This window comes from Roseibium aquae (assembly GCF_008711285.1).
GTDB classification, from domain to species: domain Bacteria; phylum Pseudomonadota; class Alphaproteobacteria; order Rhizobiales; family Stappiaceae; genus Roseibium; species Roseibium aquae.
This window is the reverse complement of the sequence record NZ_VXDC01000001.1, coordinates 536,974-562,823: the sequence shown is the minus strand read 5'-3', so window position 1 is coordinate 562,823 and position 25,850 is coordinate 536,974. Positions and strand designations below refer to the sequence as shown.

Sequence of the window (25,850 nt, the reverse complement as noted above, 5' to 3'; positions counted from 1 at the left end):
GTCAGATTCCCAAACGGTCGCGCATGGCGAACCATGTCATGGCCAGAACGAGAAGCGGGTAGCGGAAACGCGCGCCTCCTGGAAAGGCCGGGACGTTGATCCGCTCGAAAAGGTCGAACCGGCCAGCGATGCCATCGATGGCTTCCGCGCAGATCTGGCCGGCCAGCGTGGCCATGGCCACGCCATGACCCGAATAACCGGAGGCTGACAGAACATTTGGGGCGATGCGTGCGAAATAGGGCATGCGTTTTGGCGTGATCGCGAGCGTTCCGCCCCAGCCATAGTCGATCCTGGCGTCCTTGAGCTGCGGAAATATCTCCAGCATCGGGCGGCGCACGAAACTCTTGATGTCTTTCGGAAAGGTGTAGCTGTAGGTCTCGCCTCCACCGAACAGCAGCCGGTTGTCCGAGGAAAGCCGGAAGTAGTTGATCACAAATTTGGTATCCGCCACGGCGGCGCGATCCTTTATCAGCGCCGCGGCCTCATCCGGGGAAAACGGTTCGGTGGCGATGATGAAATTGTTGATCGGCATGACATGGGCCGCCGTCTGCCCGTCCAGCCGCCCGAGATACCCATTGCAGCCGAGAACCAGATACCGGGCCTTGACCGTCCCCATTTCCGTTTCAACGGTGATGGTTTGGCCCTGCCGGTAGCGCAGGACCTTGCTGTTCTCGAAAATATCAACGCCGGCTGTCTCGCAAGCGGTGGCAAGTCCAAGAGCGAAATTCAACGGATGGAGATGCCCGGCACCGCGGTTGTAGGCCCCGCCGAAATAGGCCGGGCTCGCGACCCATTCGCGGATGGCGTCCCCATCCAGATAATCGATCCGGTCATAGGCATAGACCTGGCGCAGATGCTCGACATAGTCCCGGGTTTCCTCCAGCCAGTCCTTGCGGTGAACCGCTTCCACGAGGCCGGGCCGAAACTCGCAATCGATGCCGTGATCCCGGATCAGGGCATGCAGAAGATCCATGGATTGCAGGGACAGATCCCAAAGGGCCTTGGCATGGGCGATGCCGTGGCGGCTTTCCAGAACCTCCTGATCGACACGCTGTCCCGGGCCAACCTGGCCACCGTTCCGGCCCGATGCCCCCCACCCGACCTTGTGGGCCTCCAGAAGCGCGACCCGGTATCCGCGCTGCCCCAGGTGAAGCGCCGTGGAAAGGCCCGTGTAGCCGCCGCCGACCACGCAGACATCACAGGTCAAATCCCCCTGGAGCGCGGGATAGTCGGTTTTTCGAATGGCCGTGGCCGCATAATAGGAGGCAGGCAATTCACCGGCTGTGTCATTGGCGGTCAACAGATCTGGATTGGAAAGCATTCTCGTTTCGGACTTCTGGACTTCGGGAGACGGTCGGTTTGTGATCACATTACAGGGACTGTTCCCAGAGTTGACCGCCGCCCGCGCAAACGCAAGCTGCATTTTGCCGGACTTGCATGCCGCCGCCGAAGATCAGGAAAACCACCCCCTGAGCGCAAAAAGCAACGCCGCCGCGAAGGCCATCGCATTCAGGATCAGCCAGAGCAGGACCAGCCTTTGGGACGATCGCAAACGATGAAACCGGAGGGGTCGACGCCGACGGTCAGTCATAGCTGAAACGCTCCGACAGAATGTTTGACCGGGGAACGCCCCGATCCAGAAGGATCTGCTCCACGGCCTCCAGCATGGCGGGTGGCCCGCACAGGACATAAAGCCACTGCAGCTGTTCCGCGTGACCAAGATATCTCGCCAGCAAAGCCTCATCTATGACACCGCTGTCGCCCTGCCAGTCCGGGCCTGGTTCAGCAAGCACATGAACGACATCCACCGCGTTCCGGCGGCTCATATCGAGCAACACATCGCCATCGACAATCTGGTCCGCAGTCCGGTTCCCGTAAATCAGAACCACCGGACGCGAATCGCCCCGCGCTTCCAGGTCCCGCAAAATCCCGAGCATGGGGGCGATCCCCACTCCCCCCGCGATCAACGCCAGTCCCGGAGCATCCCGGAGTGCGGGCGTGAGATGTCCATGGGGCCCGTCGATATAGGCGGGCGTGCCGACAGGGATCGAGCCGACTGTCGACGTGAAATCCCCGAGCTCCTTGATGACAAAACGCATGGCACCGCCGGGCGACGGCGCGGATGCGATGGAAAAGGGGTTCTCATGCAGGGAAAAGGGGCTGTGGCCGATATTGAGCCAGACGAACTGACCCGCCTTGAAGGGCAGGCCGCCATGCCCTTCCGGTTTGATCACCACATTCCACGTCCGCTCCGCAGCACGCGTGATCCCGCTGACCCGCCAGGGACGCCGTGCTTGCAGCACCGGCCGGCCGAGATACACAAAGGCCAGGGACGCCAGAGCCAGCGCAAGGAAGAGAGTCCAGATCGCGGCCAGGACCGGGTCTTGCGAATAGCGGCCGGAAAAAACCGCATGGTGCCACGTGAACCCGGCGATCAGGGCCGCTCCCAGGCCATGACCAAGCCGCCACCCCTCGTAAGTCTTGAAGACAGCCGATTTGCTGATGGACACCAGCACGAAGGCTGGAAGCAGAACCCAGGCTACGACGCCGGTTGCCAGGCTGACACCTGGCTGCGCCAGGGTTAGCTGGCGGGTTGGGTCATATGGCAGGGGATAAGAGAAAGGCAGGCTGTACAAAAACGGATGCAGGATCGCCAAGAGCAGACAGGTTCGCGCCAGAAGCCGGTGGAACCGCATGGTGACATCAAGTCCAACATGGCCGGAAACCGACCGAAACCGGCCTGACAGCAGGAATTCGGCAAGAATGATCGTGAAGGCCAGCATGCCGAAGCCGGCCGCCAGATCATCCCAGAGCGGGCGTGCCGGCTTGTCCTGCAGACCCGCCAGACCGAGCGGCGTGAAGAGGATGGCGAGATAAAGACCTGCCAGTGCTATTCCGCCCATATGAGCTCCAAGACCCGATTGTGAGAGCCGGGCCCCCGGCCCGGTCCGTCCGGAACCGAGAAAAGCTGCCCGATTGGGAGCCCGCGATGACATGCGTCAAATGTCACCACTTTGGAACCGCTGAAGGCCGGTTTCATGCGCGGCATGTTTTCATTGCATTCCCGTTGGTTCCGGCCCATATGGGCGGCGACAGGCGGATCTGACCGGCACCGCTTGACCTCACCCTCCTATCCTGATGGCGGAGCCAAAACCATGTTTGGCAAGACGGAACACCCTTTTCTCGACCCGTTGTGGCGGCGGATTGTGCTCGTTGCCTTTTGTGTGTTTTGGGCGGGCGTGGAGTTTTATTTCGACAACGCCATGTGGGGCTACGTCGTGCTCGCCATCGCCGTCTACGCCGCCTGGGCCTACCTTCTGACCTACAAGCCGTCCAGCGAAGCGGCCGATCCAGATAAAGACACCCAGGAGTAGGTGGATCCGCAAGTTTACGGGCATCGCGGGTGTGGGCCCGCGGCGTTATATTGGCCGGATCAGTCGGCCGTGTGAACGCACATCGGACAGATGGACGGCCCGGTGGGCCAGGCCTCGATCCGCCTTTCCCATTCCAGCAATTGCGGCCAGCAGTCTCGGCCGGGTTTGGTTCACCTGACCGGATGCGAACCGGCAAGTTCGCTCAACCGGTCCTGACTTGCACGGATCTCCTGTGGCCATTGGGCCTTGATGAAAGACAAGATGGCGATGATCTCGACGTCGCTCAGAACACTTTCATAGGCTGGCATCTCGGATCGATAGCGCGGGTCTCCGATTGCCGGGCCGATGCCGTATTTGGTCATGTCGAACAGAAGCTGATCCGAGTGATGCCAGGTGTGACCGGTTTCATCATGTGGCGGCGCAGGCATCAGCCCATTCGCCTGCGGCGTCTGCCAGTCTGGCGCGCCTTCCAGCTGACGCCCGTGGCAGGATGCGCAATGGGCAAGATAGAGCGCCTCCCCGCGGCGCACCACGTCAGGATCGTCGGGACGGAAAAGCCCGACCGGATCCGGAGACATCAGATCGAACACCCGCTCCGCGTCAAAGGCCAGAACAGCGGCGACGCCGAGGGCAAGAAGCCCGGCCCCGCCTGCCGCCTTTTTGAAGGATAAATCCATCATCCAGTCATGTTACCAGGATGTTGACACAGCCAAGAGGCCCGAAACGGTGATGGACAGGTAGCAGGCGGCCATGAAGTCTGCAAGAACCAGGCGCCACGTGCACCCAGAATGTCCTGGGTTCCGGCGCCCACTCGTGGCACGGATCATCATGTTGGATAGCATCCAGATCGTCTGGAGACGGATGTGCAAAAACAACACGGCGTTAGGCGTTGCCGACGTCCGGGACAATATTTGGGAAATGGGTGTTGCGGGCGAATAGGCCTGGGGTGGGTGTCGACACGCCACCAGGGCCGGTCCAAGCGAATGGATCAGCGCCAAAACACAACAAACGAATGCCAACAGCAATACGCGCATATGGAACGGGCGGTGGGGGACCACCGGAAACGCCAGACCCGAGCATGCTTCAACGCCACCACATTCGCCCCCCATCAGCCGGTGCGGGCACCCCGGAGTGCCATTGCCCGGGATTTCGGGGCATTCAGGAACAACTGAACGTGCACCGTATACAGTCGCAGTTCACCTCAATTCCGGTGTCGCAATAGGCGCTCTTGCTGCAGTCTCCGGAGGTGCAGGAACAATAAAAGCTGCCCTTGCGATTGCCCTCGGCGTCGCTCAACCAGACCACTTCGGCCACATAGTCGACGCCTTGCCGATCCATGCCGTCCAAAACAATGTGGTCGACATTGGCATAAAGCCCCGGCGCGATCTCTGTTGTCCGTGTTTGCTTGCTTGCTGTGCGCATGTTGCCCTCCCAGCTTGCCCTCCCGGCCCGCAATACACCGCAAGAATACAGAACGGAGAAACATGACGAAACGTCAGATTGATTGCAGCGCGGTTGCAACTTGAGGTTTTTCAGATGACGGAGTGCATGCGGTAACCGGGGGCAAAAATCAGTTTCACATGGGTGATCGGCTCCTCGCCCATCCATGTAATCCGTTCCATGGAAAAAAGCGCGGTCCCCGGGGTGCAGTCAAGGATCTGGGCCGTTTCGTCACTGGCGTTGAGCGCCGAAAAAGACAGCTCGCCCCGGCTGTAAGGCGCGTTGTGCACCAGCCATTCATTCGCGCTTGAAACTTCGAACTTGCGCGCGCGCGCCTCTGGAACAGCCTTCAGATTGATGTGGCGTTCCTCGAACGCGTAAGGCCGGTCGTCGGCGAAATGCAGGGTTTTCAGATAAACGACATCCTCGCCGAGCGAGGCATGAAACACGCCGTGAAGGATCGGAGGGACCGGCTGACAGGCGCGTTCCAGAAGGCTGTGCTGGTAGGTCTTGCCCAGTGCCTCCACTTCCTCACGGATGATCGGGATGGTCAACGTCGCCCGTTGAGGGGGATTGAGCGCGACCCGTGTACCGGCCCGGCGCTTACGGATGACGAGACCGCTTTCGGCAAGATCGCGGAGCGCCCGGTTCACGGTCGTGCGCGCGCAACCGAATTCCTCCGCCAGATCGGCTTCATGCGGGATCTGCGAACCCGGCTCCCAGATCCGGTCGTGGATCCGGCGCAAAAGCTCCTCGCGGATCCCGGTCCATGAATTTGTGTCGGTCAAGGTCACGGGATGTCGGCTCCGTTTCAAAGGCGGGCGCGCAGCGCTCTCATGGTGGACCGGTAGCGGTCCCGGATCGCTTCGCCTTTTACATGAGTCCCGCCGGCAACGACATGCCGCCCCGCCGACCAGACGTCCCGCACCATCCGGTCGTCGCCCGCGAAGATAAAGGCATCAAGGATCTCGTCGCCGTCACGGCCTTCCAGGTCGATCGCATTGGCATCAAGCGCGATGAGATCGGCGAAATAGCCGGCTCCGATTTGCCCGGATGCCCGGCCGCAGGCCTGCGCCCCGCCTGCGGCCGCGCCATCGAACAAGACCCGGCCCGTGGATTTTTCAGGCGTTGCCACCGAGGCCCGGCATTTGTCGCGCAAACGCTGGGAGTATTCGAGAGTGCGCAACTCCTCGGACAGGGAAATGCGGATGTTGGAGTCCGATCCGATGCCAAACCGGCCGCCCGCTTCCAGAAACCGCACCCCGTCGAAGATGCCATCGCCGAGGCTCGATTCCGTGATCGGGCAGAGGCCGGAAACAGCTCCCGTGGCTGCCAGGCTCCGCGTTTCCTCCGGTGTCATCTGCGTGCAGTGAATGAGACACCAGGTCCCGCCGACCCCATGATTGTCCAAAAGCCAGTCGACCGGCCGTTTACCGGTGGCCGCCAGAACTTCTTCCACCTCGGCGACCTGCTCGGCGAGATGCATGTGCACCGGCGCTTGCCCGGCCAGCGAGACGGCATCTTGAAGGCTATCCGCATCCACCGCGCGCAGCGAATGCGGGGCAACGCCCAGAACGGCATCGCCGTCCAATGCCTTCAAAACGCCGCCCGCCTGATCATGCAGCTTCTGGAACCGGTCGAAATCATTGCCGAACCGGATCTGGCCCGGCGCCAGCGGGCGCTTGTCGCAGCCGCCGTACCTGTAAAGCACCGGCAACAGGGTCAGGCCGATGCCCGTCTGGCTGGCCGCCGCCGCGATGCGCTCGGACATCTCGGCCAAATGGTCGTAAGGCGCTCCGCCCGGCCGGTGGTGGAGATAGTGAAATTCACCGACGGCCGCATATCCGGCTTCGAGCATTTCCATTTGAACAAAGGCGGCAATCGCCTCGACATCCTCCGGTGTCAAGGTGTCGAGAAAGCGGAACATGATCTGCCGCCAGGTCCAGAAACTGTCGCGGGTTTCCTGGCCGCGGCGCTCGCTCATCCCGGCCATCGCGCGCTGAAAGGCATGGCTGTGCAAGTTGGCCGGCGCCGGCAACAATATTCCGGCGTTGCAGGCTTGCTGCTGCCCGGCGGGACGGGCATCCGGTTCAACAGCCGAAATCCGGCCATCAGCGGAAATATCAACGCGGACATTGTCCGCCCACCCGTCTGGAAGCAGCGCCTTATCTGCGAAAAGGATGGTGTCCTGCGCCGTGGGCATGCCGGTTTATTCCCTCGTTGACACGTTAATATGTGCATGCATATTATCTTTTATCGCAATCTAATCAAGCGGGAGACGTCCGGTGCCACAGCGCCTGCTGACGAACGCCAGACTGGCAACCCTCATCCATGGCATCGAGGCCTATGGCTTGATCGAAGACGGCGTTCTGGCCATCGACGGAGAAACGATTGCCTATTCGGGCCCGGCAACAGGATTGCCTGAGGCCTTTGCCGGTTTTCCAAAGGAAGACCTCGGCGGGCGCCTGATTACGCCCGGGTTGATCGATTGCCACACGCACCTCGTTTTTGGCGGCAACCGGGCGCGCGAGTTCGAGATGCGGCTCGAAGGCGCGACCTACGAAGAAGTGGCGCGCGCAGGCGGCGGCATTGTCTCCACCGTCAAGGCGACGCGGGATGCCGGCGAAGACGAACTTCTGGACGGCGCACTAACCCGCGCCGACGCGCTGATCGCCGAAGGCGTCACCGCTCTCGAGATCAAATCGGGCTACGGCCTGGATCGGGACACAGAACTGAAGATGCTGCGGGTTGCCCGCCGGATCGGGGACCTGAGGCCCATCACCGTGCGCACCACGTTTCTCGGCGCGCATGCGGTCCCTGCAGACTACAAAGACCGGGCGGACGCCTATCTCGAGGACATCTGCCTGCCCGCTCTGGAAGCGGCCCACGCCGAAGGTCTGGTCGACGCTGTCGACGGATTTTGCGAGGGCATCGCCTTTTCGCCGGAGCAGATCGCCCGTGTGTTCGAAAAGGCGAAAGGCCTCGGCCTGCCGGTGAAGCTGCATGCCGAGCAACTGTCGAACCTTGGCGGCACCGCGCTTGCCGCGTCCTATGGCGCGCTGTCCGCCGATCACCTGGAATATCTCGATGAGGCGGGCGTCAGGGCGATGGCCGCCAGCGGCACCGTCGCCGTCATCCTGCCGGGCGCGTTTTACACCCTGCGGGAAACCCAGGCCCCGCCAATCGATCTTCTGCGCCTGCACACCGTTCCGATGGCGCTTGCCAGCGATTGCAATCCGGGCTCCTCGCCGCTCGCCTCCCTTCTGCTCACCATGAACATGGGCTGCACCTTGTTCCGGATGACACCGGAAGAAGCCCTTGCGGGCGTAGCCCGCGAGGCGGCCAAGGCTCTGGGCATGACCGACCGCGGCACGCTGGAGACCGGCAAGCGCGCGGATCTGGCAGTCTGGAACGTCGCCCATCCGGCCGAGCTCAGCTACCGCATCGGTTTCAACTCCCTGGAAAAACGCATTTTTGGAGGCTCTGAATGAGCGCCCTTACCCTCACCCCGGGATCCGCCACCCTGGCCGATCTGGAGGTGGTTTACCGCGACGAACGCTCCGTCCGGATCGACCGTTCGGCGGAAGCGGCCATCAATCTGGCCGCGCAAAGGGTCGCTGAGGCCGCCCGTGGCAGCGAGGCGGTTTACGGCGTGAACACCGGTTTCGGGAAGCTGGCCAGCGTCAAGATCGCGGCGGAAGACACCGCCACGTTGCAGCGCAATCTGATCCTGTCCCATTGCTGCGGCGTCGGCGAGCCGCTCGACCGCGCCACCACCCGGCTGATGATGGTCCTGAAACTGCTCTCGCTTGGCCGGGGTGCCTCCGGCGTCCGGTTCGAGGTCTTGAAGTTGATTGAGGACTGTTTGGACAAAGGCGTCACCCCGGTGGTGCCCTCGCAAGGTTCGGTGGGTGCCTCCGGGGATCTGGCACCGCTGGCCCACATGACCGCTGCGCTGATCGGCGAAGGCGAAGCCGAGTTCGAAGGCGAGCGCGTGTCCGGCGGGGAAGCCTTGAAACGCGCGGGTCTGACACCGGTTGTCCTCGGCCCGAAGGAAGGCCTCGGTCTGATCAACGGCACGCAATTCTCGACAGCCTGCGCGCTGGTTGGCCTGTTCGACGCCTGGCGGCTGGCGGAAGCAACGCTGGTCACCGCAAGTCTGTCCACCGATGCCATCATGGGCTCGACCGCGCCGCTTTTGGCCGAAATCCATGAGCTTCGCGGCCACCGGGGCCAGATTGAAGTCGCAAGCGCCATGCGCGGCATCATGGAGGGTTCAGAAATCCGCGAAAGCCACCGGGAAGGCGACACCCGCGTCCAGGACCCCTATTGTATCCGCTGTCAGCCGCAGGTGGCCGGGGCCTGTGTCGATCTTCTGCGCATGGCGGCCACCACGCTGGAAATCGAGGCGAATGCGGCCACCGACAATCCGCTGGTGCTGGTCGAGGCGGACCGGATCGTCTCCGGCGGCAATTTCCACGCCGAGCCGGTCGCCTTTGCCGCCGACCAGATCGCCCTTGCAATTGCCGAACTCGGCGCCATTGCCCAGCGCCGCATCGCGCTGATGGTCGACCCGGCCTTGTCGTTCGATCTGCCGCCGTTTCTGGCCAAGGATCCGGGCCTGAACTCCGGCATGATGATCGCCGAGGTCACCACGGCTGCCTTGATGAGCGAGAACAAGCACCTCGCCAATCCCTGTTCGACGGACTCCACACCGACCAGCGCAAACCAGGAGGACCATGTCTCCATGGCCGCCCACGGCGCGCGCCGCCTTCTGCGCATGACGGCCAACCTTGCGCATATTCTGGGCGTCGAGTTGCTCTGCGCGGTTGAAGGCATCGAGCACCGGGCGCCGCTCAAGACCAGCCCGGCGCTTCAATCCGTCATCGAAAAACTGCGCGCTTCGGTCGCTCCGCTGACGAAAGACCGGTATCTGGCGCCGGATCTGGAAACGGCCGCTGGGCTTTTGCGCGCGCGCGCGCTGGTCTCGGTTCTGTCGGAAGATCACCTGTTCAAGCTGGGAGTGCCGCATGCAGCCCGTTGAGATCATCCCCGGCGACAGCCCGGTCGTTCTGGGCGTTCCTCATGCGGGCACCTTCGTGCCGGAAAAGATCTGGGCTAACCTGAACGAAACTGGCCATAAGCTGGCAGACACCGACTGGCATGTGGATCGGCTGTATACTGGCCTGCTGCCCGGCGCGACCATGGTGAAGGCCAACTTCCACCGCTATGTCATCGATGCCAACCGGGACCCGGAAGATGCCAGCCTGTATCCCGGCCAGAACACCACCACGCTGTGCCCGACAACGGATTTCGATGGCTGCCCGATCTATCTGGACGGCAAGGAGCCGGGTTCAGACGAAATCCAAGCCCGGCGGCTCGCCTGGCACGCGCCCTATCACGCCGCGCTCGAGGCCGAGCTGGAGCGCGTGCGCGCCAGACACGGCATCGCAATCCTCTATGACTGCCATTCGATCCGTTCCAAAGTGCCGTACCTGTTCGAGGGCACGCTGCCGGACTTCAACACCGGCACCAATGGCGGCACCACTTGTGCAGCAGAGATCGAACAGGCGGTCGTGGATTTGACCAGTAACGCTGCGGGCTACACCTCGATCCTGAACGGCCGTTTCAAGGGCGGCTGGACGACCCGCCACTATGGCCGGCCGGACACCGGCATCCACGCCATCCAGATGGAACTGGCCCAATCGACCCACCTTGCCACCGAGGACACGCCCTTTGCCTATGACGAGGCAAAGGCCGAGCGTCTGCGGGGCCATCTGAGAACCATTCTGTTCGCGCTGGCCGATCTTGCGCCCGCGCTTAAGCCACACAAAAAGACATCCGAGGAAACCACCCATGGCTGACCGCCGCCACAACGCCCGTGACGTTTTTCCGCCGACCGGCACCGACCTCAACACCAAGTCCTGGCTCACCGAAGCGCCCTTGCGGATGCTGATGAACAACCTGCACCCGGATGTCGCGGAAAACCCGCATGAGCTGGTGGTTTATGGCGGGATCGGTCGGGCCGCGCGCACCTGGGAGGATTTCGACCGGATCGTAGCCAGCCTCAAGTCTTTGGAAGACGACGAGACGCTGCTGGTGCAGTCCGGCAAGCCGGTCGGTGTCTTCAAGACCCACAAGGACGCCCCGCGCGTTCTGATCGCCAATTCCAATCTGGTGCCGAACTGGGCGAACTGGGATCACTTCCACGAACTCGACAAGAAAGGCCTGGCCATGTACGGCCAGATGACCGCGGGCTCGTGGATCTATATCGGCACGCAAGGAATCGTGCAGGGCACCTATGAAACCTTCATGGAAGCGGGCCGCCAGCATTATGACGGCAACCTGAAAGGCCGCTGGATCCTGACCGGCGGGCTCGGCGGCATGGGCGGCGCCCAGCCGCTTGCCGCGGTCATGGCCGGAGCTTGCTGCCTTGCTGTGGAATGCGATGAAAAAAGCGCCGACTTCCGCCTGCGCACAAAATATGTCGACGAAAAGACCCATTCGCTCGACGAGGCGCTGGAGATGATCGGCCGCTGGACCAAGGCCGGCGAGGCCAAATCCGTCGCCCTGATCGGCAATGCGGCGGATATCTTCCCGGAACTCGTGAAGCGCGGCGTCAAGCCCGATATTGTCACCGACCAGACGTCGGCGCATGATCCGGTCAACGGTTATCTGCCACAGGGCTGGACCGTCGCCGAATGGCGCGGGAAGGCTGAAACCGATCCAAAAGCGGTCGAGAAAGCTGCCCGCGCCTCGATGAAGGTCCATGTACAGGCGATGGTCGATTTCTGGAATGCAGGCGTTCCAACGCTCGATTACGGCAACAACATCCGCCAGGTCGCGATGGAAGAGGGCTTGGAAAACGCCTTCGCCTTTCCGGGTTTCGTGCCGGCCTATATCCGGCCGCTGTTCTGCCGCGGCATCGGGCCGTTCCGCTGGTGCGCGCTCTCCGGCGACCCGGAAGACATCTACAAGACCGACGCCAAGGTGAAGGAACTCATTCCCGACGATGCGCATCTGCACAACTGGCTGGACATGGCAAGGGAGCGGATCTCGTTCCAGGGCCTGCCCGCCCGGATTTGCTGGGTCGGGCTCGGCCAGCGCCACCGGCTCGGCCTTGCCTTCAACGAGATGGTCCGCACCGGCGAGTTGAAGGCACCGATCGTGATCGGCCGCGATCATCTGGACAGCGGCTCGGTCGCCTCCCCCAACCGGGAGACGGAAGCGATGAAGGACGGGTCGGACGCCGTGTCCGACTGGCCGCTCCTGAATGCCCTTTTGAACACAGCCTCCGGCGCGACTTGGGTGTCGCTGCACCATGGCGGCGGCGTCGGCATGGGTTTTTCCCAGCATTCGGGCATGGTGATTTGCTGCGACGGCACCGAAGATGCCGACCGGCGGATCGGACGGGTTTTGTGGAACGATCCGGCCACCGGCGTGATGCGCCATGCCGATGCCGGCTACGAGATCGCGCTGAACTGCGCGAAAGAACAGGGGCTCAACCTGCCGGGTATTCTTGGGAGATAACCCACGGCCGGACAGCTTCTTGCCATCAACCTTGAAACGAGGGGAAGACAATGAAAAGACGGGACTTTTTGAAAGCTGGCGTCGCTGGAACCGCCGCCACGGCGGCAACCGCGCTCGCCGCGCCGGCCATCGCCCAGGACATCCGCCAGTGGCGCATGGTCACCGCATGGCCGAAGAACCTGCCGGGCCCGGGCGTTGCGGCCCAGTTGCTGGCTGACCGGATCACCATGCTGTCGGGCGGACGGATCGAGGTGAAACTGTTTGCCGCCGGCGAGATCGTGCCCGGCAACGGCGTCTTCGACGCGGTTGGGGAAGGCACCGCCGATCTTTATCATGCGGTTCCGGCCTATTGGGGCTCGAAGTCCAAGGGCATCCTGCTGTTCGGATCCCAGCCTTTCGGTTTGACGGCACCGGAACAGGCCGGCTGGCTCATCCATGGCGGCGGGCAGGCGCTCTACGACGAAATCTATGCCCGGTTCAATCTGAAGCCGTTCCTGTGCGGCAACTCGGGACCGCAATGGGCCGGCTGGTTCCGCAACGAGATCAACAGCGTCGATGACCTGAAGGGCCTCAAGTTCCGCTCCACCGGCCTGGCCTCGGAAATGTGCACCAAGCTCGGCATGGCGGTTCAGGCCATGAGCGGCCCGGCGATGTTCCAGGCCCTGCAATCGGGCGCGCTGGATGCGGGCGAGTTCATCGGTCCGTGGACCGACAGCGCCCTTGGCTACTACCAGATCGCCAAGAACTATTATTGGCCAGGGGTCGGAGAGCCGTCTTCGGCCGAGGAATGCGCGGTGAACCTGGAAACCTTCAACGCCCTTCCGGCCGACCTGCAGGAAGCCGTGCGCCAGGCCTGCGCCAGCCTCTACAACGATGTCCTGACAGAGTACAACACCAAGCACGCCCAAGCGCTGAGCCAACTGGTCTCCGAGCACGGCGTGATGGTGCGCAAGCTGCCGGACGACGTGATCATCGCCATGGGCAATGCCGCCGGCGAAGTGATCGCCGACCTGCGCGCGGACGATGATGAACTGGTCAAGCGCATCACCGAAAGTTTCCTGAGCTACCGGGAACTGATGAAGAGCTACATGCCCTATGCCGACAATGGCCAGATGAACGCCCGGCTGCTGGACTATCAGTACAACTGATGCCCCAATAGGATAACCGCAGATCCACTGCGGTTATCCAAGCTTGGCGTTCGGCCAAACAGACATCCCATGGCTTGACCATGCGGCCCAATCCGTTGTCTCCGCCATTGGCTGAGATCCCGATTTGGATTTCGCCCCATTGCGCTGCGGGCAGGCTTGGACCCGGCCGCGGGTGGCGGCGAGGCGGCATGTGAAAACAGGAACCAACCGCGATGGATAAACTGGCGGGAGCGCTGGAGCGGATCAACTTCGCCATCGGTCATGTCATGTGCTGGGCTGCGCTTGGCATGCTCTTGCTGCAGTTCGGGATCGTGCTTTTGCGCTATGTGTTCGGGTACAGCTTCATCTTTCTGGATGAAGGCGTTTTGTACTTTCACGCCGCGATCTTCATGCTCGGCGCCGGCTATACCTTTTTGGTCAACGCCCATGTTCGGGTGGATATCTTCTATGCCAAAATGACAGAACGGCGGCAGGCCTGGATCGACCTGTTCGGTCATCTTTTTCTCCTCGCCCCGGCGCTGGTCGTGCTGCTGATCTACTCCTGGCCCACGGTGACCCGCAGCTGGGCCATTCTGGAAGGCCCGATCTCGGTCGGCGGCATCCCCGCCTCCTTTCTCTTGAAGTCACTCATACCGGCCTATTGCGTTCTGCTTCTGATCCAGGGCCTCGCCGCGCTTTTCCGTGACATCCTCCGCCTCAAGGTCGCCACCAAATGACCCTTCCCCTCGATTTGATCATGTTCGGCGCCCTGATCGCCTTCATCCTGATGGGTTATCCGGTTGCCTTTACCATTGCGGGGGTTGCGACCGGCTTCGCACTGCTGGGCTGGGCTCTGGGCGATTTCTCGATCCAGTTCATGGGCGCGATGGGCCAGCGCTTTTTCGGAGTGCTCACCAATCCGGTGCTGACCGCCATACCCCTGTTTGTCCTGATGGGCGTCATCCTGGAAAAAAGCCGGATCGCGGAAGACCTTCTGGAGACCATGGGCCGGTTGTTCGGCCGTATGCGCGGCGGGCTCGGAGTGTCCGTGGTTCTGGTCGGCGCCTTGCTTGCCGCCTCGACCGGCATCGTCGGCGCGACCGTCGTGGCCATGGGACTGATTGCCCTTCCGACCATGCTGCGCAATGGCTACGACCCGAAACTCGCCTCCGGCATGGTCTGCACGGCGGGAACGCTGGGCCAGATCATTCCGCCATCGACACTCCTGATCATTCTTGCCGACGTGATGTCCAACGCCTTTCAGCAAGCGCAATACGCACAGGGCAAGTTCTCGATCGAGACAATCTCCGTCGGCCAGACCTTTGCCGCCGCCATGGTGCCCGGACTGCTGCTGGTGGCCGTCTACTGCGCTTACATCGTCCTGCGCGCCTGGCTTTTTCCCAACGACGCGCCCGCCATGCGGGAAAATGTCGAGCAGCCCTCGGCCGTGGAAATCGCCAGTGCCATCGTGCCGCCCATCCTGTTGATCGTCGCCGTTCTGGGGTCCATCCTCGGCGGCATCGCCTCGCCGAACGAAGCCGCCTCGGTCGGCGCGATCGGGGCGATCCTTCTGGCCGGCCGCAGGCTCGGCATTTCGCCCAGGCTTATTCTGGCGGCCACCGCCGCATTGATTGTTCTCGCTTTCGCCGCCGCTGCATTTCCCGTGCGGCTGCAGCGTTCGGATGTCACGCCTGCCGGTTATGTTCTGGCCGCAGGTTACGCCGGTCTCGCCCTGTTTGCCCTGGGCGTTGTGCTGCGCATTCTCACCGCGGCCTTCAAGGCCGGGCTTCTGAGAGCCTCGCTCCTGTCGACTCTGACCGTCACCTCGATGATCTTCGCGACCATCCTGATGGCGAGCTTCTTCAGCCTCGTCTTCGTTGGCCTTGGCGGCGAAGACCGCGTGCACGAGATCCTGAAGGACATGCCTGGCGGGCCGACCGGGGCGCTGATTTTCGCCATGCTGTTTGTCTTTGTGCTCGGTTTCTTCCTGGACTTCGTGGAAATCTCTGTGATCCTTTTGCCCGTCCTGATCCCGCCGCTGATCCTGATGGGCATCGACCCGATCTGGCTCACGGTCCTGATCGCGGTGAACCTGCAAACCTCGTTTCTGACGCCGCCTTTCGGGTTCTCGCTGTTTTACCTGCGCGGCGCGGCACCCAGGGAAATCACCACCGGCCAGATCTACCGGGGTGTTGTGCCCTTTATCGGACTGCAGATCGTTGCTGTCGCGATCCTGTGGGCGTTCCCGGTCATCGCGACCTGGCTGCCACGCTTGCTGTACTGACCGCCACGCCGATGTGGTCACGCTGACGCAGAAGCAATCCCGATGCGGCCTTTGCGCGTAGATGTCAGGAGACATATGCGGAAAGGCCACGTCATGACGATCTGCAAACGAAAGCGCAAGGCTCCGACCTCAGCCCTGATAACCGGCGCGAGCCGCGGCATTGGCGAAGCCTTCGCACGGGCCCTGCCCCGTGAAACCCATCTCGTGCTCACCGGGCGGGACGCAGCTTCGCTCGCCAACGTCCAGATTGAGCTGGAGGCCCAGGGCAGATCGGTAAGCCTGGTAGAAGCGGATCTGACGGAGGCCGACGGGCGCGCCGCCGTCATCGACGCGGCCGAGGCAGCCAGCGTCGACCTTGTCATCGCCAATGCCGGGATGGGCAGCTATGGCAGCTTCCTGGAGCGCTCGGTGGAGGATCATCTCAAGACCGTCGAGCTGAATCTGTCCGCCGTTATCGCGCTGACCCATGCGCTTCTGCCCGGCATGACGGACCGGGCCAGAACGTCCAAACGCCCGGCCGGACTGATCTTGATGGGCAGTTCCGCCGCGTTCGTGCCCGTGCCGAAACTGGCGGTCTATGCGGCCACCAAGGCGTTCATGCTGTCGTTCAGTGAAGCGCTTGCCGCCGAGCTCGGACCGGAGCCCGTGGACGTCCTGTGCGTTTGCCCGGGGGCGACCCGAACCGGCTTCGGCCGCACGGCGGGTTTTTCCGGCGGAGACCTGCCCGGCGCGATGGACCCGGCCGAAGTGGCCCGCAAGGCGCTCGATGCGCTTGGCAAAAGGCGCACGCTCATTGTCGAAAAAGGGCCCGGCCGCGTCTTGCAGCCCGCCGCCGATCTGCGCGCCGCCTTTGCCGGCGGCCTGAAACGCGGACTGGATCTGTCCGCTAGCTTGCAACGCCGCAACGGATGAGCCGGCCTGCCGTGCGAAGCCTTTTGTCGCTGCTCAAGGCCTTTCCGCCCCTGCGCCGCGCGATGACCGCCGATCCGGTGCCGCGATCCGCGGCCCAAACCAGGCGCGACCTCGCTCTAGCGCTTGTGTATGGTGGCCTGTGCCATGCAATGTTCGGTCTTGCCGTTCTGGCCATGATCGCCGCCATGTGGTTCGGCATGTCCAGGAGCCTGGGCGCCGTGCCCAGTCCCTGGGGCTGGTTCGTCAACGCCGCACTGATCGCCCAGTTCCCGCTCGGCCATTCCTTTTTGCTGACCCGGACGGGCGGCAAGGTTCTTGCGGGGCTCGCCCCGGCGGGCACCGGCAAGACCCTCGCGACGACCACCTATGCCCTTGTCGCGTCCATCCAGCTTGGCCTGCTGTTCGTGTTCTGGACGCCAAGCGGCATCGTCTGGTGGCAGGCGGAAGGCGCGCTGCTCTGGCTGTTCGGGCTTCTCTACGGCGCCTGCTGGCTTTTGTTGATCAAGGCCTCGTTCGATGCCGGCGCGGAAGTCCAAAGCGGCCTTCTGGGCTGGGCCTCGCTGGCGCGCGGGGTACGGCCCCAATTCCCGCCCATGCCATCCGCCGGCTTGTTCGCCGTCATGCGCCATCCGATCTATCTGTCCTTCACGCTGACCCTGTGGACGGTACCGACCTGGACCCCGGACCAGCTCCTGCTGGCCAGCCTGCTCACTCTTTATTGCGTGTGCGCACCGGTTCTGAAAGAGCGGCGCTATACAAGGATGTTCGGCGCCGAATTCGAGGCCTATCGCGCCCATACCCCCTATTTCCTGCCGCGCTTGCGGTCGCGGACCCGCCAAGCGCCTTCCACCAACGGCACGATAGCCAATGACCCAGCTTGATCTCATTTCCGACACCGCCGACACGATCCGGTCTTGGGACCCGGCACGGGAGGCCGCGCTGGAGCGGCTCCGCCGGTTCGTCCCGAGCTCCGGCCGGACATACGCGGACACGCGCAATCACGATTTCGGCCCGGACAACCGGTCGAACATCTCCGCCTTGTCTCCCTGGATCCGCCATCGGGTGATTCTGGAAGAAGAGGTTCTGGCCGCCACCTTGAACCGGTTCAGCGCGTCGACGGCGGAGAAGTTCATTCAAGAAGTGTTTTGGCGCGGTTATTTCAAGGGCTGGCTGGAGCAAAGACCGGACGTCTGGATCCGCTATCGGACCGCCCTTGCGCACCAGATCGCGGCGCTGGACGCCAACAGCGGTCTGCGCAAGGCCTATTGCGAGGCCGTCGAAGGCCGCACCGGGATCGCCTGTTTCGACGCTTGGGCAAAGGAACTGACCGAAACCGGCTATCTTCACAATCACGCGCGCATGTGGTTCGCCAGCATCTGGATCTTCACCCTGCGCCTGCCCTGGGAACTGGGCGCGGATTTCTTCTACCGGCATCTGCTGGACGGCGACCCGGCCTCCAACACCCTGTCTTGGCGCTGGGTCGGCGGGCTCCACACCAAAGGCAAGACCTATCTCGCCATCCCGGACAACATCGCCCGGTATACGGGCGGACGGTTTCGCGACACACACGGCCTTGCGCGCGCCGCAGAACCGCTGGACGAGCCACCGCTCGGGGGACGGGTGCCGATCCCGGCAGCAAGCGCGCCGCCCCGGTCAGGCCGGTGCGTCCTGCTGATCACGGAGGAGGACACCCATCCGGAAAGCTGGGAAACCGGCGGTCTGACGGTGGTGGCCGCGGCCGGTTTGAGCCTTGCCGCGCACCGCTCTCCGCTTCCCGTGTCGCCCGCTGTCGAACGTTTCTCGTCCGCCGTGGTCAACCAGGGACTGGCGCGGTCGGCGCGCCATTTCGGGCTGGATCCGGGGATCGTCCTGCCCGCCGAAAACTGGACGGGGGCACTGGCCGCGCTGGCTCAAGCCGCCGACGCCAACATGATCGCGACCGCCTATGCGCCGGCGGGGCCGGTCGGCGATGCGCTTCGCGCCGCCGCGGCCGATTTGGCGGCGGCCGGTCTCATGCTGATCCAGTTCCGCCGCCCCTATGACGACCTCGTCTGGCCGCACGCGACCGCCGGCTTTTTCAAGGTCAAGGCCAAGATCCCGCAAATTCTGGAGCGGTTAGGGCTGTGAGTCGGTACGTACGTGATGTGAGCTGAAAATGGTGGGCCCGGAGGGACTCGAACCCCCAACCAATCCGTTATGAGCGGACGGCTCTAACCAGTTGAGCTACAGGCCCATGCGACCGCGGGCACCCCTGAGGCGCATGCCGGATCGACGTGCATCCACTATACCATGCTTTGAGCGGGAGCAAGACGGTTTGCGCGCGAACCGGATCGGCAGCGCCCGCTTGAAACCGCGGTCCGCGACGGGTCACGGCATGATTTGCACGCCGGGGCATCCCATTCCGGGCTGGACACGCGCCGTGATCGGCCGGATCCGGAATAGTGGGTCTAACACGTTAAAAGTGCGCGCAATTTATCATGGTCGGAGGGGAGCGCACCGCTTCAACCTCACAGGGAATTGCGCTAGGCATATCGGGTCCGCGTTCGCCCTCTCATCCTTTTCCGGCAGGTCCATGCGCTCTCCGCTTCTCACCCTCACCCTGTGTCTGGTTTCCATTGCCGTGTTCGGCTGGCTGCTGGTGGTCGGGCGCTCACTGCTCATTCCCTTCGTTATCGCGCTTGTCGTCTGGTACCTGATCAACGCGCTGGCGGAGGCCGTGCGCCAGATCCCGTTCGGAACCGCGCATTTGCCGGGCTGGGTGGCCCTGCCGGTCTCGCTGATCGCGATCTTCTCGGCCGGCATCGTCATCATCGACATCGTCACCGCGAACCTGACCGAGCTTGCCCGCGACGCGCCCGCCTATCAGGCGCGGCTGGAGGCGATCGTGGCACAGGTGGCGGGCCACCTGAACCTCAACGATCCGATCGAACTGTCCGATCTGTTTCCCGACGGCGGGGTTCAACGGCTCGTTTCGGCGGGCGCGACGTTTCTGACCACCATCGCCGGTTCGGCGTCGCTTGTCTTCATCTACACCCTGTTCCTCATGCTGGAACAATCCACCTTCGACACAAAATTCGCCAAGCTGTTTCCCGACAGCGCACAGGCCCAGGCGGCCTTCCGCATGCGCTCCGAGATCAACCGCAGCATCCGGCACTATTTCGGGATCAAGACGGCGGTCAGCATTGCGACCGGGGCCCTGACCAGCGGCATTCTGATCGTGATGGGGCTTCCCTATGCCGCCCTGTTCGGGTTCATCGCCTTCCTGCTCAACTACATCCCCACCATCGGATCGCTGATCGGTGTGATCTTCCCCAGCCTTTTGGCCCTGGTTTACTTCGAAACACTGACCCCGTTCTTCGTGATCGCGATTGGCCTTGGCATCATCCAGTTCTCCATCGGAAACCTGATAGAGCCGCGGCTGATGGGATCGAGCCTCAATCTGTCGGGTGTGGTGATCATGCTCTCGCTGGCGCTTTGGGGCGCGATCTGGGGCGTTGTCGGGATGGTTCTGTGCGTGCCCCTAACCGTCGTCATCGTGATCATCTGCGCCAAGATCCCCGCCGCCCGTCCGGTGGCGGTCCTGCTGTCGGCGAATGGCGATGTGGACCCGGCCCCGGATACCCGCGCCTGACACCGGCTCCAAGCACCGGCTCCACGCACGGGCCGCGCGGCTGAACCGCGGATGAACCGAACGGTCATGGCCGCGCCATTTTCGCGCGGAATACTCAACCGCGTCACACAGCACGCCGGTCCCTTCCGGCAAAACAACGGATCATTTCAATGTTCGAGATTGCCCGCACCGCGTTTGGCCCCAAGATTTCCCGCACCCTCCTTGCCTTGGGTGGCGCATTGGCCCTTGCCGTATCCGCCGGACTTCCGGCCGCCGCCCAGCCGGCCTCCGATCCGGTTTCACACATCACCATCACCGGACGCGGCGAGGTGAATGTGGCCCCCGACATGGCGGTGATCACGACCCGGGTCGTGACCACCGGCACGACCGCCCCCGAAGCCCTGTCGCAAAACAGCACGGATCTGAGCGCTGTCATAAGCCAGATCAAGGCAGCCGGGATCGAGGAACGCGACATTCAAACGAGCGGCTTTTCAATCTATCCGCGCTACGACCATTCGGACAATCGGAACGGAAATCCACCGCGGATCGTGGGCTACGAAGTCGCCAATGGCGTGCAGGTCAACATCCGCAATCTGGAGAAACTCGGCGATATCCTGACCCTTGTCGTTGCCAGCGGCGCCAACCAGATCGGCGGCATTCAATTCGATGTCAGCGATCCAGGCAGCAAGCTGGATGAGGCCCGGACAAGAGCCGTCGCCGACGCGCGCCACAAGGCGGAAGTTTTCGCCAAGGCCGCCGGCGCCGAACTGGGAACCGTCATGTCGATCTCCGAGGCCGGCGCGACCCTGCCCCGGCCAGTCGGAATGCGGCTGGAAAAAGCCATGATGGCCGCGGACGCGGCACCGATCGAGGCCGGTGAGAGCACATTGTCGGCCTCCGTGACCATCACGTGGCAGCTGATCGGCGGCTAAAGGGTCCACCGTCTTGGAAAAGACTTCCCGAAATCCGGCGTGCGGGACGGACCAGAGCGCAGGCCCGGGACTTTTCGCAGAGAGGGATGGAGCGGGGCGGGACGCGGCTACAGACCGCTCCCGTCCGCAGCCATGGCGGCACCGACAAAACCGATATCCGGCTTGTAGGTCAACTCGATATTCAAGCGCGCGCTCCAGTCCTCCGCGATCCGGACAGCTTCCCGGGACGCCTGGAATTGGGAGAAGGCCTCCTGCCATTTTGACAACGTTTCGGGGTCCGACCCATCGGAGACCATCAGATAGGTTGGCGCCTGCCGGACCGACACAACTGGAACAACATCCGCCGGCTTCTGTCCGATCTCCTCCAGAACCGCGGCCGCTTGAAGCGCTGAAGTCAGCCAGAAATCGACCCGGCCTGCCAGAAGCATGCGCGCGCCCATGGCGTGGTCATCAGTTTCAACCAACGTCAAGCCAGCGTCCGCAATGTAGTCGGCTTGCCAAGAGCCCCGAACCGCTGCGGCCGTGGCGTTCATGGCACGCATATCGTCCAGATCCGTCGCAGCAACCGGACCTTGCGCCCGCGACCACAAGATATGCGACCACATGATCACGGGCCCGATAAACGTGAAACCGGCCTCCTGACGCTCCTGTGTGCGGGCCGCCGTGAACAGCATGACATTCGGATTTTTCTGGGCCGTGAGATAGCCCCGCGCCCAGGGGATGATTTCAATCGGCGTGTCGACACCAACTCGTTTCTTGAGGGCCTCCACCACGTCCACCGCAATTCCGGCCGGATTGCCGGCTTGATCCCAAAAACTGGACGGGGGCCAGGGCGATGTGATCAGGCGAAATTCAGAGGCAAGTGGCGCGTGAACGAAACCCGATAGTCCCAGCAATACGATCGCTAAGGCGCTTCCGGCAAACCGCGCGGCAAGCCGGTGCGCCAACACGCTCGGTCCGTTGCTAAAGCCTTTTGATTTCACAATCGTTCCCGATGTTCCGAAGCTGGTCGGCCCTTCCCTTCCATTTGACACTTCAAACACGAAAACTGACCCGATTCAACGAAGCCCAGGTAGTAGACCCATCCAGATCTGCAACGGCTTTTCCGTTTCCGTTTCGCGGTCAACGTCCTTCCAGGGAAAATGCACGATCCCATCCGGCAGGGGACGGTAGCCCCGTTTTGTCCAGAAGGGGTCGAGGGACCGGTAACCGGCCGGTCTCAAGGGATGGTCCTGCGGGCGGATCACCGAACAGAAGGCGGCCCGCTCGAACCCGAACCGCCGGGCATGGGCTTCGCGCTTGTCGAAAAACGCATGCCCGATCCCCGTGCCCCGGTAGCCGGGTGCGAGAACGGATTCGGCCAGGTAGAAAATTCCGGACGGGTTGAGACCAGCGTCTTCGAAGGGTTGCCGGAATTCAGGGACCTCCTCGTCCAACGGCATCCCCGTAGCGGCGCCCACAAGGAGATCGCCATCATAGGCCCCGACGATCACGGCTCCCTCAATTCCGGCATAGCGCGCCAGATATTTCTGCTCGTAGTCGGCTGTCCCGTCATAAAGATACGGCCAGTCGCGGAAGACGGATATCCGCAGCCGCGCCAATTCCGGCAGGGCCCGAACAAGATGTTCTTCGGTCAGCGCCTTGATCTCGACAGTCACTTTCCCTCCAGCTTCACACATTTATTTGCCCGGCTAAATGATAACATGGAAATCGGTTGTTGAGATTCCACCCTGGAAATTGTATAGCGTGCGCTCCGGAATGAAAGCCGGGTTTCATCTGCTGGTTGGGGAGAGCGAAATGCCAAAAACCGCCCTCTTCCAACTGGGGATGGACTTGGAGGCTCGTGTTGCAGAAGGCGCGAACAGCGTTGCCGAGCCAAGAAGCACCACCCAGAAGGAAGACCATACATCCGCCGCGTCGCAGGCCATTCAGCCCGTCGACCGTCTGGACCACTTCATTGAGAAGGCGGGGGTCCGCTGCGCTGGTGCGCACCTGATTATCGACCTTTATGACGCCGAGCGTCTCGATGATCTGCCTTATATGGAAGAAACGCTGCGCCGCTGTGTCGACGAGGCCGGCGCCACCTTGCTGCATATCCACTTGCATCCGTTCGAGCCGGCCGGCGTGAGCGGTGTGGCCGTGCTGGCCGAAAGCCATATCTCGGTTCACACGTGGCCGGAGGCCGGCTATGCGGCATTCGACGTCTTCATGTGCGGCGATGCGAAGCCGGAAAAGTGTGTTGACGTCTTGAACGCGGCCTTTTCGCCAGGGCGGTCGCATGTCTCGGAACTCTTGAGAGGCAAAGAAGTCGAATGAGCGACGGACTGACCTTCAACGAAACGCTCTATCCCGGCGTTCAAGTCAGCTATTCCTGTGACGACATTCTATTTCAGGACCGCAGCGAGCATCAGGACCTCGTCCTGTTTACAAATGCGGTCTTCGGCAAGGTGCTGATGCTCGACGGGGTGACCCAGGTCACCACCGCCGATGAGTTCATGTACCATGAGATGATGTCTCATGTGCCGCTGTTCGCCCACGGCTCGCCGCGGCATGTCCTGATCGTTGGCGGCGGAGACTGCGGGCTGGCGGAGGAAGTGCTCAAACACGGCACCGTGGAAACGCTGACCCAGGTCGAGATCGACCGGTCCGTCGTCGACTTCTCCAAGCTGCATTTCACCGAGTTCAACGCCAGCGTGTTCGACGACACCCGGTTCGAACTGGTGATCGCGGACGGCATGGAGTTCGTCGCCGAAACGGATCGCAAGTTCGATGTCGTGATCGTCGACAGCACGGACCCGCACGGACCGGGGGAGATCCTGTTCTCGCAGGAGTTCTACTCGGCCGTCCACAAGTGCCTGACGCCTGGCGGCGTGATGGTCACGCAAAACGGCGTCCCCTTTCTGCAAAAAGACGAGCTTGTGACGTCGATCGCCCGCTTCGGCCGGATCTTCAACGATGCGGCGGCCTATATCGCGGCCATTCCGACCTATTTCGGCGGCCATATGGCGCTCGGCTGGGCATCGGACCACGCCGCGCTGCGGGACGTTCCGCTCGCCGTTCTGGAGAAACGGTTCAAGGCGCAAGGCTTTCAGACCAAGTACTACACGCCGGAAGTGCATCTGGCCGCATTCGCCCTGCCCCGCTTCATCCGTGACGCGGTGGAGGAAGGCCGGGCCAAGGTCTGAGGCGTTCCAAGGTACCAAAAGTGAAAGGCGGGCGATGAGCCCGCCTCAGCCAGCGGGAAACCAAATCGGTCCTGCCGTCATCCCGGCGAAACGCAAAGCCCGCCGGGGGCAGATCTCCCCCATCGAACCGGCAAGGCCGCCGGACCGGCAAGGCCGCGCCGCTTCAATCGCGCGCTTCGAGCCAGACGCGGGCGGCCTCCAGGTCCTTGGCCAAGAGGCCTTCGGCGATCTTCCGCCCGACCACCGCTCCGAACTTGTAACCGTGCCCGGAACAGGCGGAGACCACTGACAGACGGTCTTCCGAACGCATGAAGAAGTGCTCGTCCGATGTGAAGGTGTAGGCGCAGGTGACCACATCGGCGATCCCGTACTCGTCGATCCGGGCAAAGGGCGGTGCGAAGAGGTTGCGGATGGTGATCCCCTCGCCCTCTTCCGGGACGCGGCCCTCGTTCGGTCCGCTTGTGCGTTTGTGAACCCCGGCGCCAACTTTCAGGCCGGTGCCGGCAACCGGCGGCAGCACGTAGCCATCGACCGTACCCCCGACATCCAGAATGCACGGCCCGTTTTCCCAATGCGGGCGCAAATCCTCCGGCGGTGTCAGATAGGCAACGGCCGTGCGGTAGGTGGTGAGATCGGTTGCAAGACCGGGGAACAACCCAAGGGTCCAGGCGCCCGCGGTGACGACCACATGATCGGCGGACAAGACGCCGCCGCTTTCCAGCGTCACGGATCCGGCGGACGCATCCACGGCACTCACCCACGTGTGCTCGCGCATGTCCACGCCGGACCTGACCAGCCAATCGCGCAGATCCGCGGCAATCTTCTGGCACAGCAGAACGCCCCCTTCGGAACTGAAGGCACCGAAACGGATCGTGCTCGCGTCAATGAAAGGATACCGGCCGGCGGTTTCCGACGCGCTCATCTCTTCAACCGCGTATCCGCCTTCCTTGAGACCGGTCAGATACTCTTCCCCCTCATCGCCCGCGGTTTGGGACAGCAGCAAGAAGCCGGTATCGACGAGATGCTTTGCGCCCAGATCGTCCCACATCTCGGCCCAGGCATCGAAGGCCGCGCCAATTCGGCGCTGGTACCCGCCCTGGCCGCCATAGGCGCGGCGGATGATCCGGTGCTGGTCGCCGGAAGCCGACAGGGGATTGGGGACCGGCCCTTGCTCCAGGAGCGTCACCTGCACGCCGCGCTTGGCGAGGGCCCAGGCGGTGGACAGGCCGGAAATCCCGGCCCCGACGACAATGACTTTCATGATTATAATCCCGGTTTGAGTCGAAAGCTGACATTACCCGGCCGCCTCGTCAGGACAAGGGTCCGGCCGTCCGAAACGCGCGCGGGGAAGGCGTATTCACGACACAGCGGCAATCGTGATCGATTTTCAGTGTCAAATGACTTGCCGGACGACGGGGACAAAATAGTCTGGCGTGAGCCGGGTGCCGCAGGAAAG

24 protein-coding genes and 1 tRNA gene are annotated in these 25,850 nt (G+C 62.8%); 15 read left to right on the top strand and 10 right to left on the bottom strand.

The window, feature by feature from the left end; genetic code table 11:
* Window position 1 precedes the first annotated feature (1 nt).
* A complete protein-coding gene (locus tag F0184_RS02465) occupies window positions 2-1,321 on the bottom strand; it encodes an NAD(P)/FAD-dependent oxidoreductase (protein WP_150494082.1) in 1,320 nt (439 codons plus the stop codon).
* Window positions 1,322-1,583: 262 nt separating this feature from the next.
* Window positions 1,584-2,903 (bottom strand): ferredoxin reductase family protein, encoded by a 1,320-nt coding sequence (locus F0184_RS02460; protein ID WP_172971954.1) that lies wholly within the window; start codon window positions 2,901-2,903, stop codon window positions 1,584-1,586.
* Between the two features lie 252 nt (window positions 2,904-3,155).
* Between F0184_RS02460 and F0184_RS02455 the strand changes: the two genes are divergently transcribed.
* Window positions 3,156-3,374, top strand: a complete 219-nt coding sequence (locus F0184_RS02455) for a hypothetical protein (protein ID WP_150494078.1) — start codon at window positions 3,156-3,158, stop codon at window positions 3,372-3,374.
* A gap of 170 nt (window positions 3,375-3,544) precedes the next feature.
* Here F0184_RS02455 and F0184_RS02450 read toward each other — a convergent pair whose 3' ends face one another.
* The 4 genes from F0184_RS02450 to F0184_RS02435 all read right to left on the bottom strand — a co-directional run bounded on the left by F0184_RS02450 (window position 3,545) and on the right by F0184_RS02435 (window position 7,017).
* Window positions 3,545-4,054 (bottom strand): c-type cytochrome, encoded by a 510-nt coding sequence (locus F0184_RS02450; RefSeq protein WP_208998280.1) that lies wholly within the window; start codon window positions 4,052-4,054, stop codon window positions 3,545-3,547.
* 478 nt (window positions 4,055-4,532) lie between these two features.
* Window positions 4,533-4,796, bottom strand: a complete 264-nt coding sequence (locus F0184_RS02445; RefSeq protein ID WP_150494076.1) for a hypothetical protein — start codon at window positions 4,794-4,796, stop codon at window positions 4,533-4,535.
* Between the two features lie 110 nt (window positions 4,797-4,906).
* Complete coding sequence (locus tag F0184_RS02440; RefSeq protein ID WP_150494074.1) at window positions 4,907-5,608, bottom strand: histidine utilization transcriptional repressor HutC; 702 nt, start codon at window positions 5,606-5,608, stop codon at window positions 4,907-4,909.
* Between the two features lie 17 nt (window positions 5,609-5,625).
* Window positions 5,626-7,017: a formimidoylglutamate deiminase gene (locus tag F0184_RS02435; protein WP_150494071.1), complete on the bottom strand. Its 1,392-nt coding sequence runs from the start codon at window positions 7,015-7,017 to the stop codon at window positions 5,626-5,628.
* An 82-nt stretch (window positions 7,018-7,099) separates the two neighbouring features.
* Here F0184_RS02435 and hutI point away from each other — a divergent pair, with 82 nt between their 5' ends.
* The 10 genes from hutI (at window position 7,100) to F0184_RS02385 (ending at window position 18,794) form a co-directional block, all read left to right on the top strand.
* Window positions 7,100-8,305 (top strand): imidazolonepropionase, encoded by a 1,206-nt coding sequence (gene hutI, locus F0184_RS02430; RefSeq protein ID WP_150494069.1) that lies wholly within the window; start codon window positions 7,100-7,102, stop codon window positions 8,303-8,305.
* Complete coding sequence (hutH, locus tag F0184_RS02425) at window positions 8,302-9,858, top strand: histidine ammonia-lyase (RefSeq protein WP_150494067.1); 1,557 nt, start codon at window positions 8,302-8,304, stop codon at window positions 9,856-9,858. Before hutI ends, hutH begins: the two co-directional genes overlap by 4 nt.
* Window positions 9,845-10,678 carry an N-formylglutamate deformylase gene (hutG, locus tag F0184_RS02420; protein WP_150494065.1) on the top strand — a complete coding sequence of 278 codons (834 nt, stop codon included), beginning with the start codon at window positions 9,845-9,847 and terminating at the stop codon, window positions 10,676-10,678. Before hutH ends, hutG begins: the two co-directional genes overlap by 14 nt.
* Window positions 10,671-12,344, top strand: coding sequence for a urocanate hydratase (hutU, locus tag F0184_RS02415; protein WP_150494064.1), 1,674 nt, complete (start codon window positions 10,671-10,673; stop codon window positions 12,342-12,344). Before hutG ends, hutU begins: the two co-directional genes overlap by 8 nt.
* 50 nt (window positions 12,345-12,394) lie before the next feature.
* Complete coding sequence (locus tag F0184_RS02410) at window positions 12,395-13,492, top strand: TRAP transporter substrate-binding protein (RefSeq protein WP_150494063.1); 1,098 nt, start codon at window positions 12,395-12,397, stop codon at window positions 13,490-13,492.
* Between the two features lie 212 nt (window positions 13,493-13,704).
* Window positions 13,705-14,208 carry a TRAP transporter small permease subunit gene (locus tag F0184_RS02405; RefSeq protein ID WP_150494062.1) on the top strand — a complete coding sequence of 168 codons (504 nt, stop codon included), beginning with the start codon at window positions 13,705-13,707 and terminating at the stop codon, window positions 14,206-14,208.
* Window positions 14,205-15,755, top strand: a complete 1,551-nt coding sequence (locus F0184_RS02400; protein ID WP_150494060.1) for a TRAP transporter large permease — start codon at window positions 14,205-14,207, stop codon at window positions 15,753-15,755. The genes F0184_RS02405 and F0184_RS02400 overlap by 4 nt, the downstream gene beginning before the upstream one ends.
* A gap of 75 nt (window positions 15,756-15,830) precedes the next feature.
* Window positions 15,831-16,667: an SDR family NAD(P)-dependent oxidoreductase gene (locus F0184_RS02395; RefSeq protein ID WP_172971952.1), complete on the top strand. Its 837-nt coding sequence runs from the start codon at window positions 15,831-15,833 to the stop codon at window positions 16,665-16,667.
* Window positions 16,664-17,548 (top strand): methyltransferase family protein, encoded by an 885-nt coding sequence (locus F0184_RS02390; protein WP_150494055.1) that lies wholly within the window; start codon window positions 16,664-16,666, stop codon window positions 17,546-17,548. Before F0184_RS02395 ends, F0184_RS02390 begins: the two co-directional genes overlap by 4 nt.
* Window positions 17,535-18,794, top strand: coding sequence for an FAD-binding domain-containing protein (locus tag F0184_RS02385; RefSeq protein ID WP_150494053.1), 1,260 nt, complete (start codon window positions 17,535-17,537; stop codon window positions 18,792-18,794). Before F0184_RS02390 ends, F0184_RS02385 begins: the two co-directional genes overlap by 14 nt.
* A 29-nt stretch (window positions 18,795-18,823) precedes the next feature.
* Here the strand turns inward: F0184_RS02385 and F0184_RS02380 are convergent.
* Window positions 18,824-18,900: transfer RNA gene (locus F0184_RS02380), tRNA-Ile, on the bottom strand.
* A 339-nt stretch (window positions 18,901-19,239) separates the two neighbouring features.
* Between F0184_RS02380 and F0184_RS02375 the strand changes: the two genes are divergently transcribed.
* Window positions 19,240-20,298, top strand: coding sequence for an AI-2E family transporter (locus tag F0184_RS02375; RefSeq protein WP_150494051.1), 1,059 nt, complete (start codon window positions 19,240-19,242; stop codon window positions 20,296-20,298).
* A gap of 149 nt (window positions 20,299-20,447) precedes the next feature.
* Window positions 20,448-21,209 (top strand): SIMPL domain-containing protein, encoded by a 762-nt coding sequence (locus tag F0184_RS02370; RefSeq protein WP_150494049.1) that lies wholly within the window; start codon window positions 20,448-20,450, stop codon window positions 21,207-21,209.
* Window positions 21,210-21,316: 107 nt separating this feature from the next.
* Here the strand turns inward: F0184_RS02370 and F0184_RS02365 are convergent, their stop codons facing one another.
* Window positions 21,317-22,159 (bottom strand): substrate-binding periplasmic protein, encoded by an 843-nt coding sequence (locus tag F0184_RS02365; RefSeq protein ID WP_172971951.1) that lies wholly within the window; start codon window positions 22,157-22,159, stop codon window positions 21,317-21,319.
* A gap of 108 nt (window positions 22,160-22,267) precedes the next feature.
* Window positions 22,268-22,867, bottom strand: a complete 600-nt coding sequence (locus tag F0184_RS02360; RefSeq protein WP_244298954.1) for a GNAT family N-acetyltransferase — start codon at window positions 22,865-22,867, stop codon at window positions 22,268-22,270.
* A 139-nt stretch (window positions 22,868-23,006) separates the two neighbouring features.
* Here F0184_RS02360 and speD point away from each other — a divergent pair, with 139 nt between their 5' ends.
* Both speD and speE read left to right on the top strand, forming a co-directional pair.
* Window positions 23,007-23,525 carry an adenosylmethionine decarboxylase gene (gene speD / locus F0184_RS02355; RefSeq protein WP_150494043.1) on the top strand — a complete coding sequence of 173 codons (519 nt, stop codon included), beginning with the start codon at window positions 23,007-23,009 and terminating at the stop codon, window positions 23,523-23,525.
* Complete coding sequence (gene speE, locus F0184_RS02350; RefSeq protein ID WP_150494041.1) at window positions 23,522-24,394, top strand: polyamine aminopropyltransferase; 873 nt, start codon at window positions 23,522-23,524, stop codon at window positions 24,392-24,394. The genes speD and speE overlap by 4 nt, the downstream gene beginning before the upstream one ends.
* A 163-nt stretch (window positions 24,395-24,557) precedes the next feature.
* On the opposite strand, the gene F0184_RS02345 is transcribed toward speE, so the two are convergent.
* Window positions 24,558-25,655, bottom strand: a complete 1,098-nt coding sequence (locus F0184_RS02345) for an NAD(P)/FAD-dependent oxidoreductase (RefSeq protein WP_150494039.1) — start codon at window positions 25,653-25,655, stop codon at window positions 24,558-24,560.
* Between the last annotated feature and the right edge of the window lie 195 nt (window positions 25,656-25,850).

Coding starts and splice junctions, on each gene's coding strand:
- F0184_RS02465 (WP_150494082.1), bottom strand. CDS start 1,321: ATGCTTTCCAATCCAGATCTGTTGACCGCCAATGACACAGCCGGTGAA.
- F0184_RS02460 (WP_172971954.1), bottom strand. CDS start 2,903: ATGGGCGGAATAGCACTGGCAGGTCTTTATCTCGCCATCCTCTTCACG.
- F0184_RS02455 (WP_150494078.1), top strand. CDS start 3,156: ATGTTTGGCAAGACGGAACACCCTTTTCTCGACCCGTTGTGGCGGCGG.
- F0184_RS02450 (WP_208998280.1), bottom strand. CDS start 4,054: ATGATGGATTTATCCTTCAAAAAGGCGGCAGGCGGGGCCGGGCTTCTT.
- F0184_RS02445 (WP_150494076.1), bottom strand. CDS start 4,796: ATGCGCACAGCAAGCAAGCAAACACGGACAACAGAGATCGCGCCGGGG.
- F0184_RS02435 (WP_150494071.1), bottom strand. CDS start 7,017: ATGCCCACGGCGCAGGACACCATCCTTTTCGCAGATAAGGCGCTGCTT.
- hutH (WP_150494067.1), top strand. CDS start 8,302: ATGAGCGCCCTTACCCTCACCCCGGGATCCGCCACCCTGGCCGATCTG.
- hutG (WP_150494065.1), top strand. CDS start 9,845: ATGCAGCCCGTTGAGATCATCCCCGGCGACAGCCCGGTCGTTCTGGGC.
- hutU (WP_150494064.1), top strand. CDS start 10,671: ATGGCTGACCGCCGCCACAACGCCCGTGACGTTTTTCCGCCGACCGGC.
- F0184_RS02410 (WP_150494063.1), top strand. CDS start 12,395: ATGAAAAGACGGGACTTTTTGAAAGCTGGCGTCGCTGGAACCGCCGCC.
- F0184_RS02405 (WP_150494062.1), top strand. CDS start 13,705: ATGGATAAACTGGCGGGAGCGCTGGAGCGGATCAACTTCGCCATCGGT.
- F0184_RS02400 (WP_150494060.1), top strand. CDS start 14,205: ATGACCCTTCCCCTCGATTTGATCATGTTCGGCGCCCTGATCGCCTTC.
- F0184_RS02395 (WP_172971952.1), top strand. CDS start 15,831: ATGCGGAAAGGCCACGTCATGACGATCTGCAAACGAAAGCGCAAGGCT.
- F0184_RS02390 (WP_150494055.1), top strand. CDS start 16,664: ATGAGCCGGCCTGCCGTGCGAAGCCTTTTGTCGCTGCTCAAGGCCTTT.
- F0184_RS02385 (WP_150494053.1), top strand. CDS start 17,535: ATGACCCAGCTTGATCTCATTTCCGACACCGCCGACACGATCCGGTCT.
- F0184_RS02375 (WP_150494051.1), top strand. CDS start 19,240: ATGCGCTCTCCGCTTCTCACCCTCACCCTGTGTCTGGTTTCCATTGCC.
- F0184_RS02370 (WP_150494049.1), top strand. CDS start 20,448: ATGTTCGAGATTGCCCGCACCGCGTTTGGCCCCAAGATTTCCCGCACC.
- speD (WP_150494043.1), top strand. CDS start 23,007: ATGCCAAAAACCGCCCTCTTCCAACTGGGGATGGACTTGGAGGCTCGT.
- speE (WP_150494041.1), top strand. CDS start 23,522: ATGAGCGACGGACTGACCTTCAACGAAACGCTCTATCCCGGCGTTCAA.
- F0184_RS02345 (WP_150494039.1), bottom strand. CDS start 25,655: ATGAAAGTCATTGTCGTCGGGGCCGGGATTTCCGGCCTGTCCACCGCC.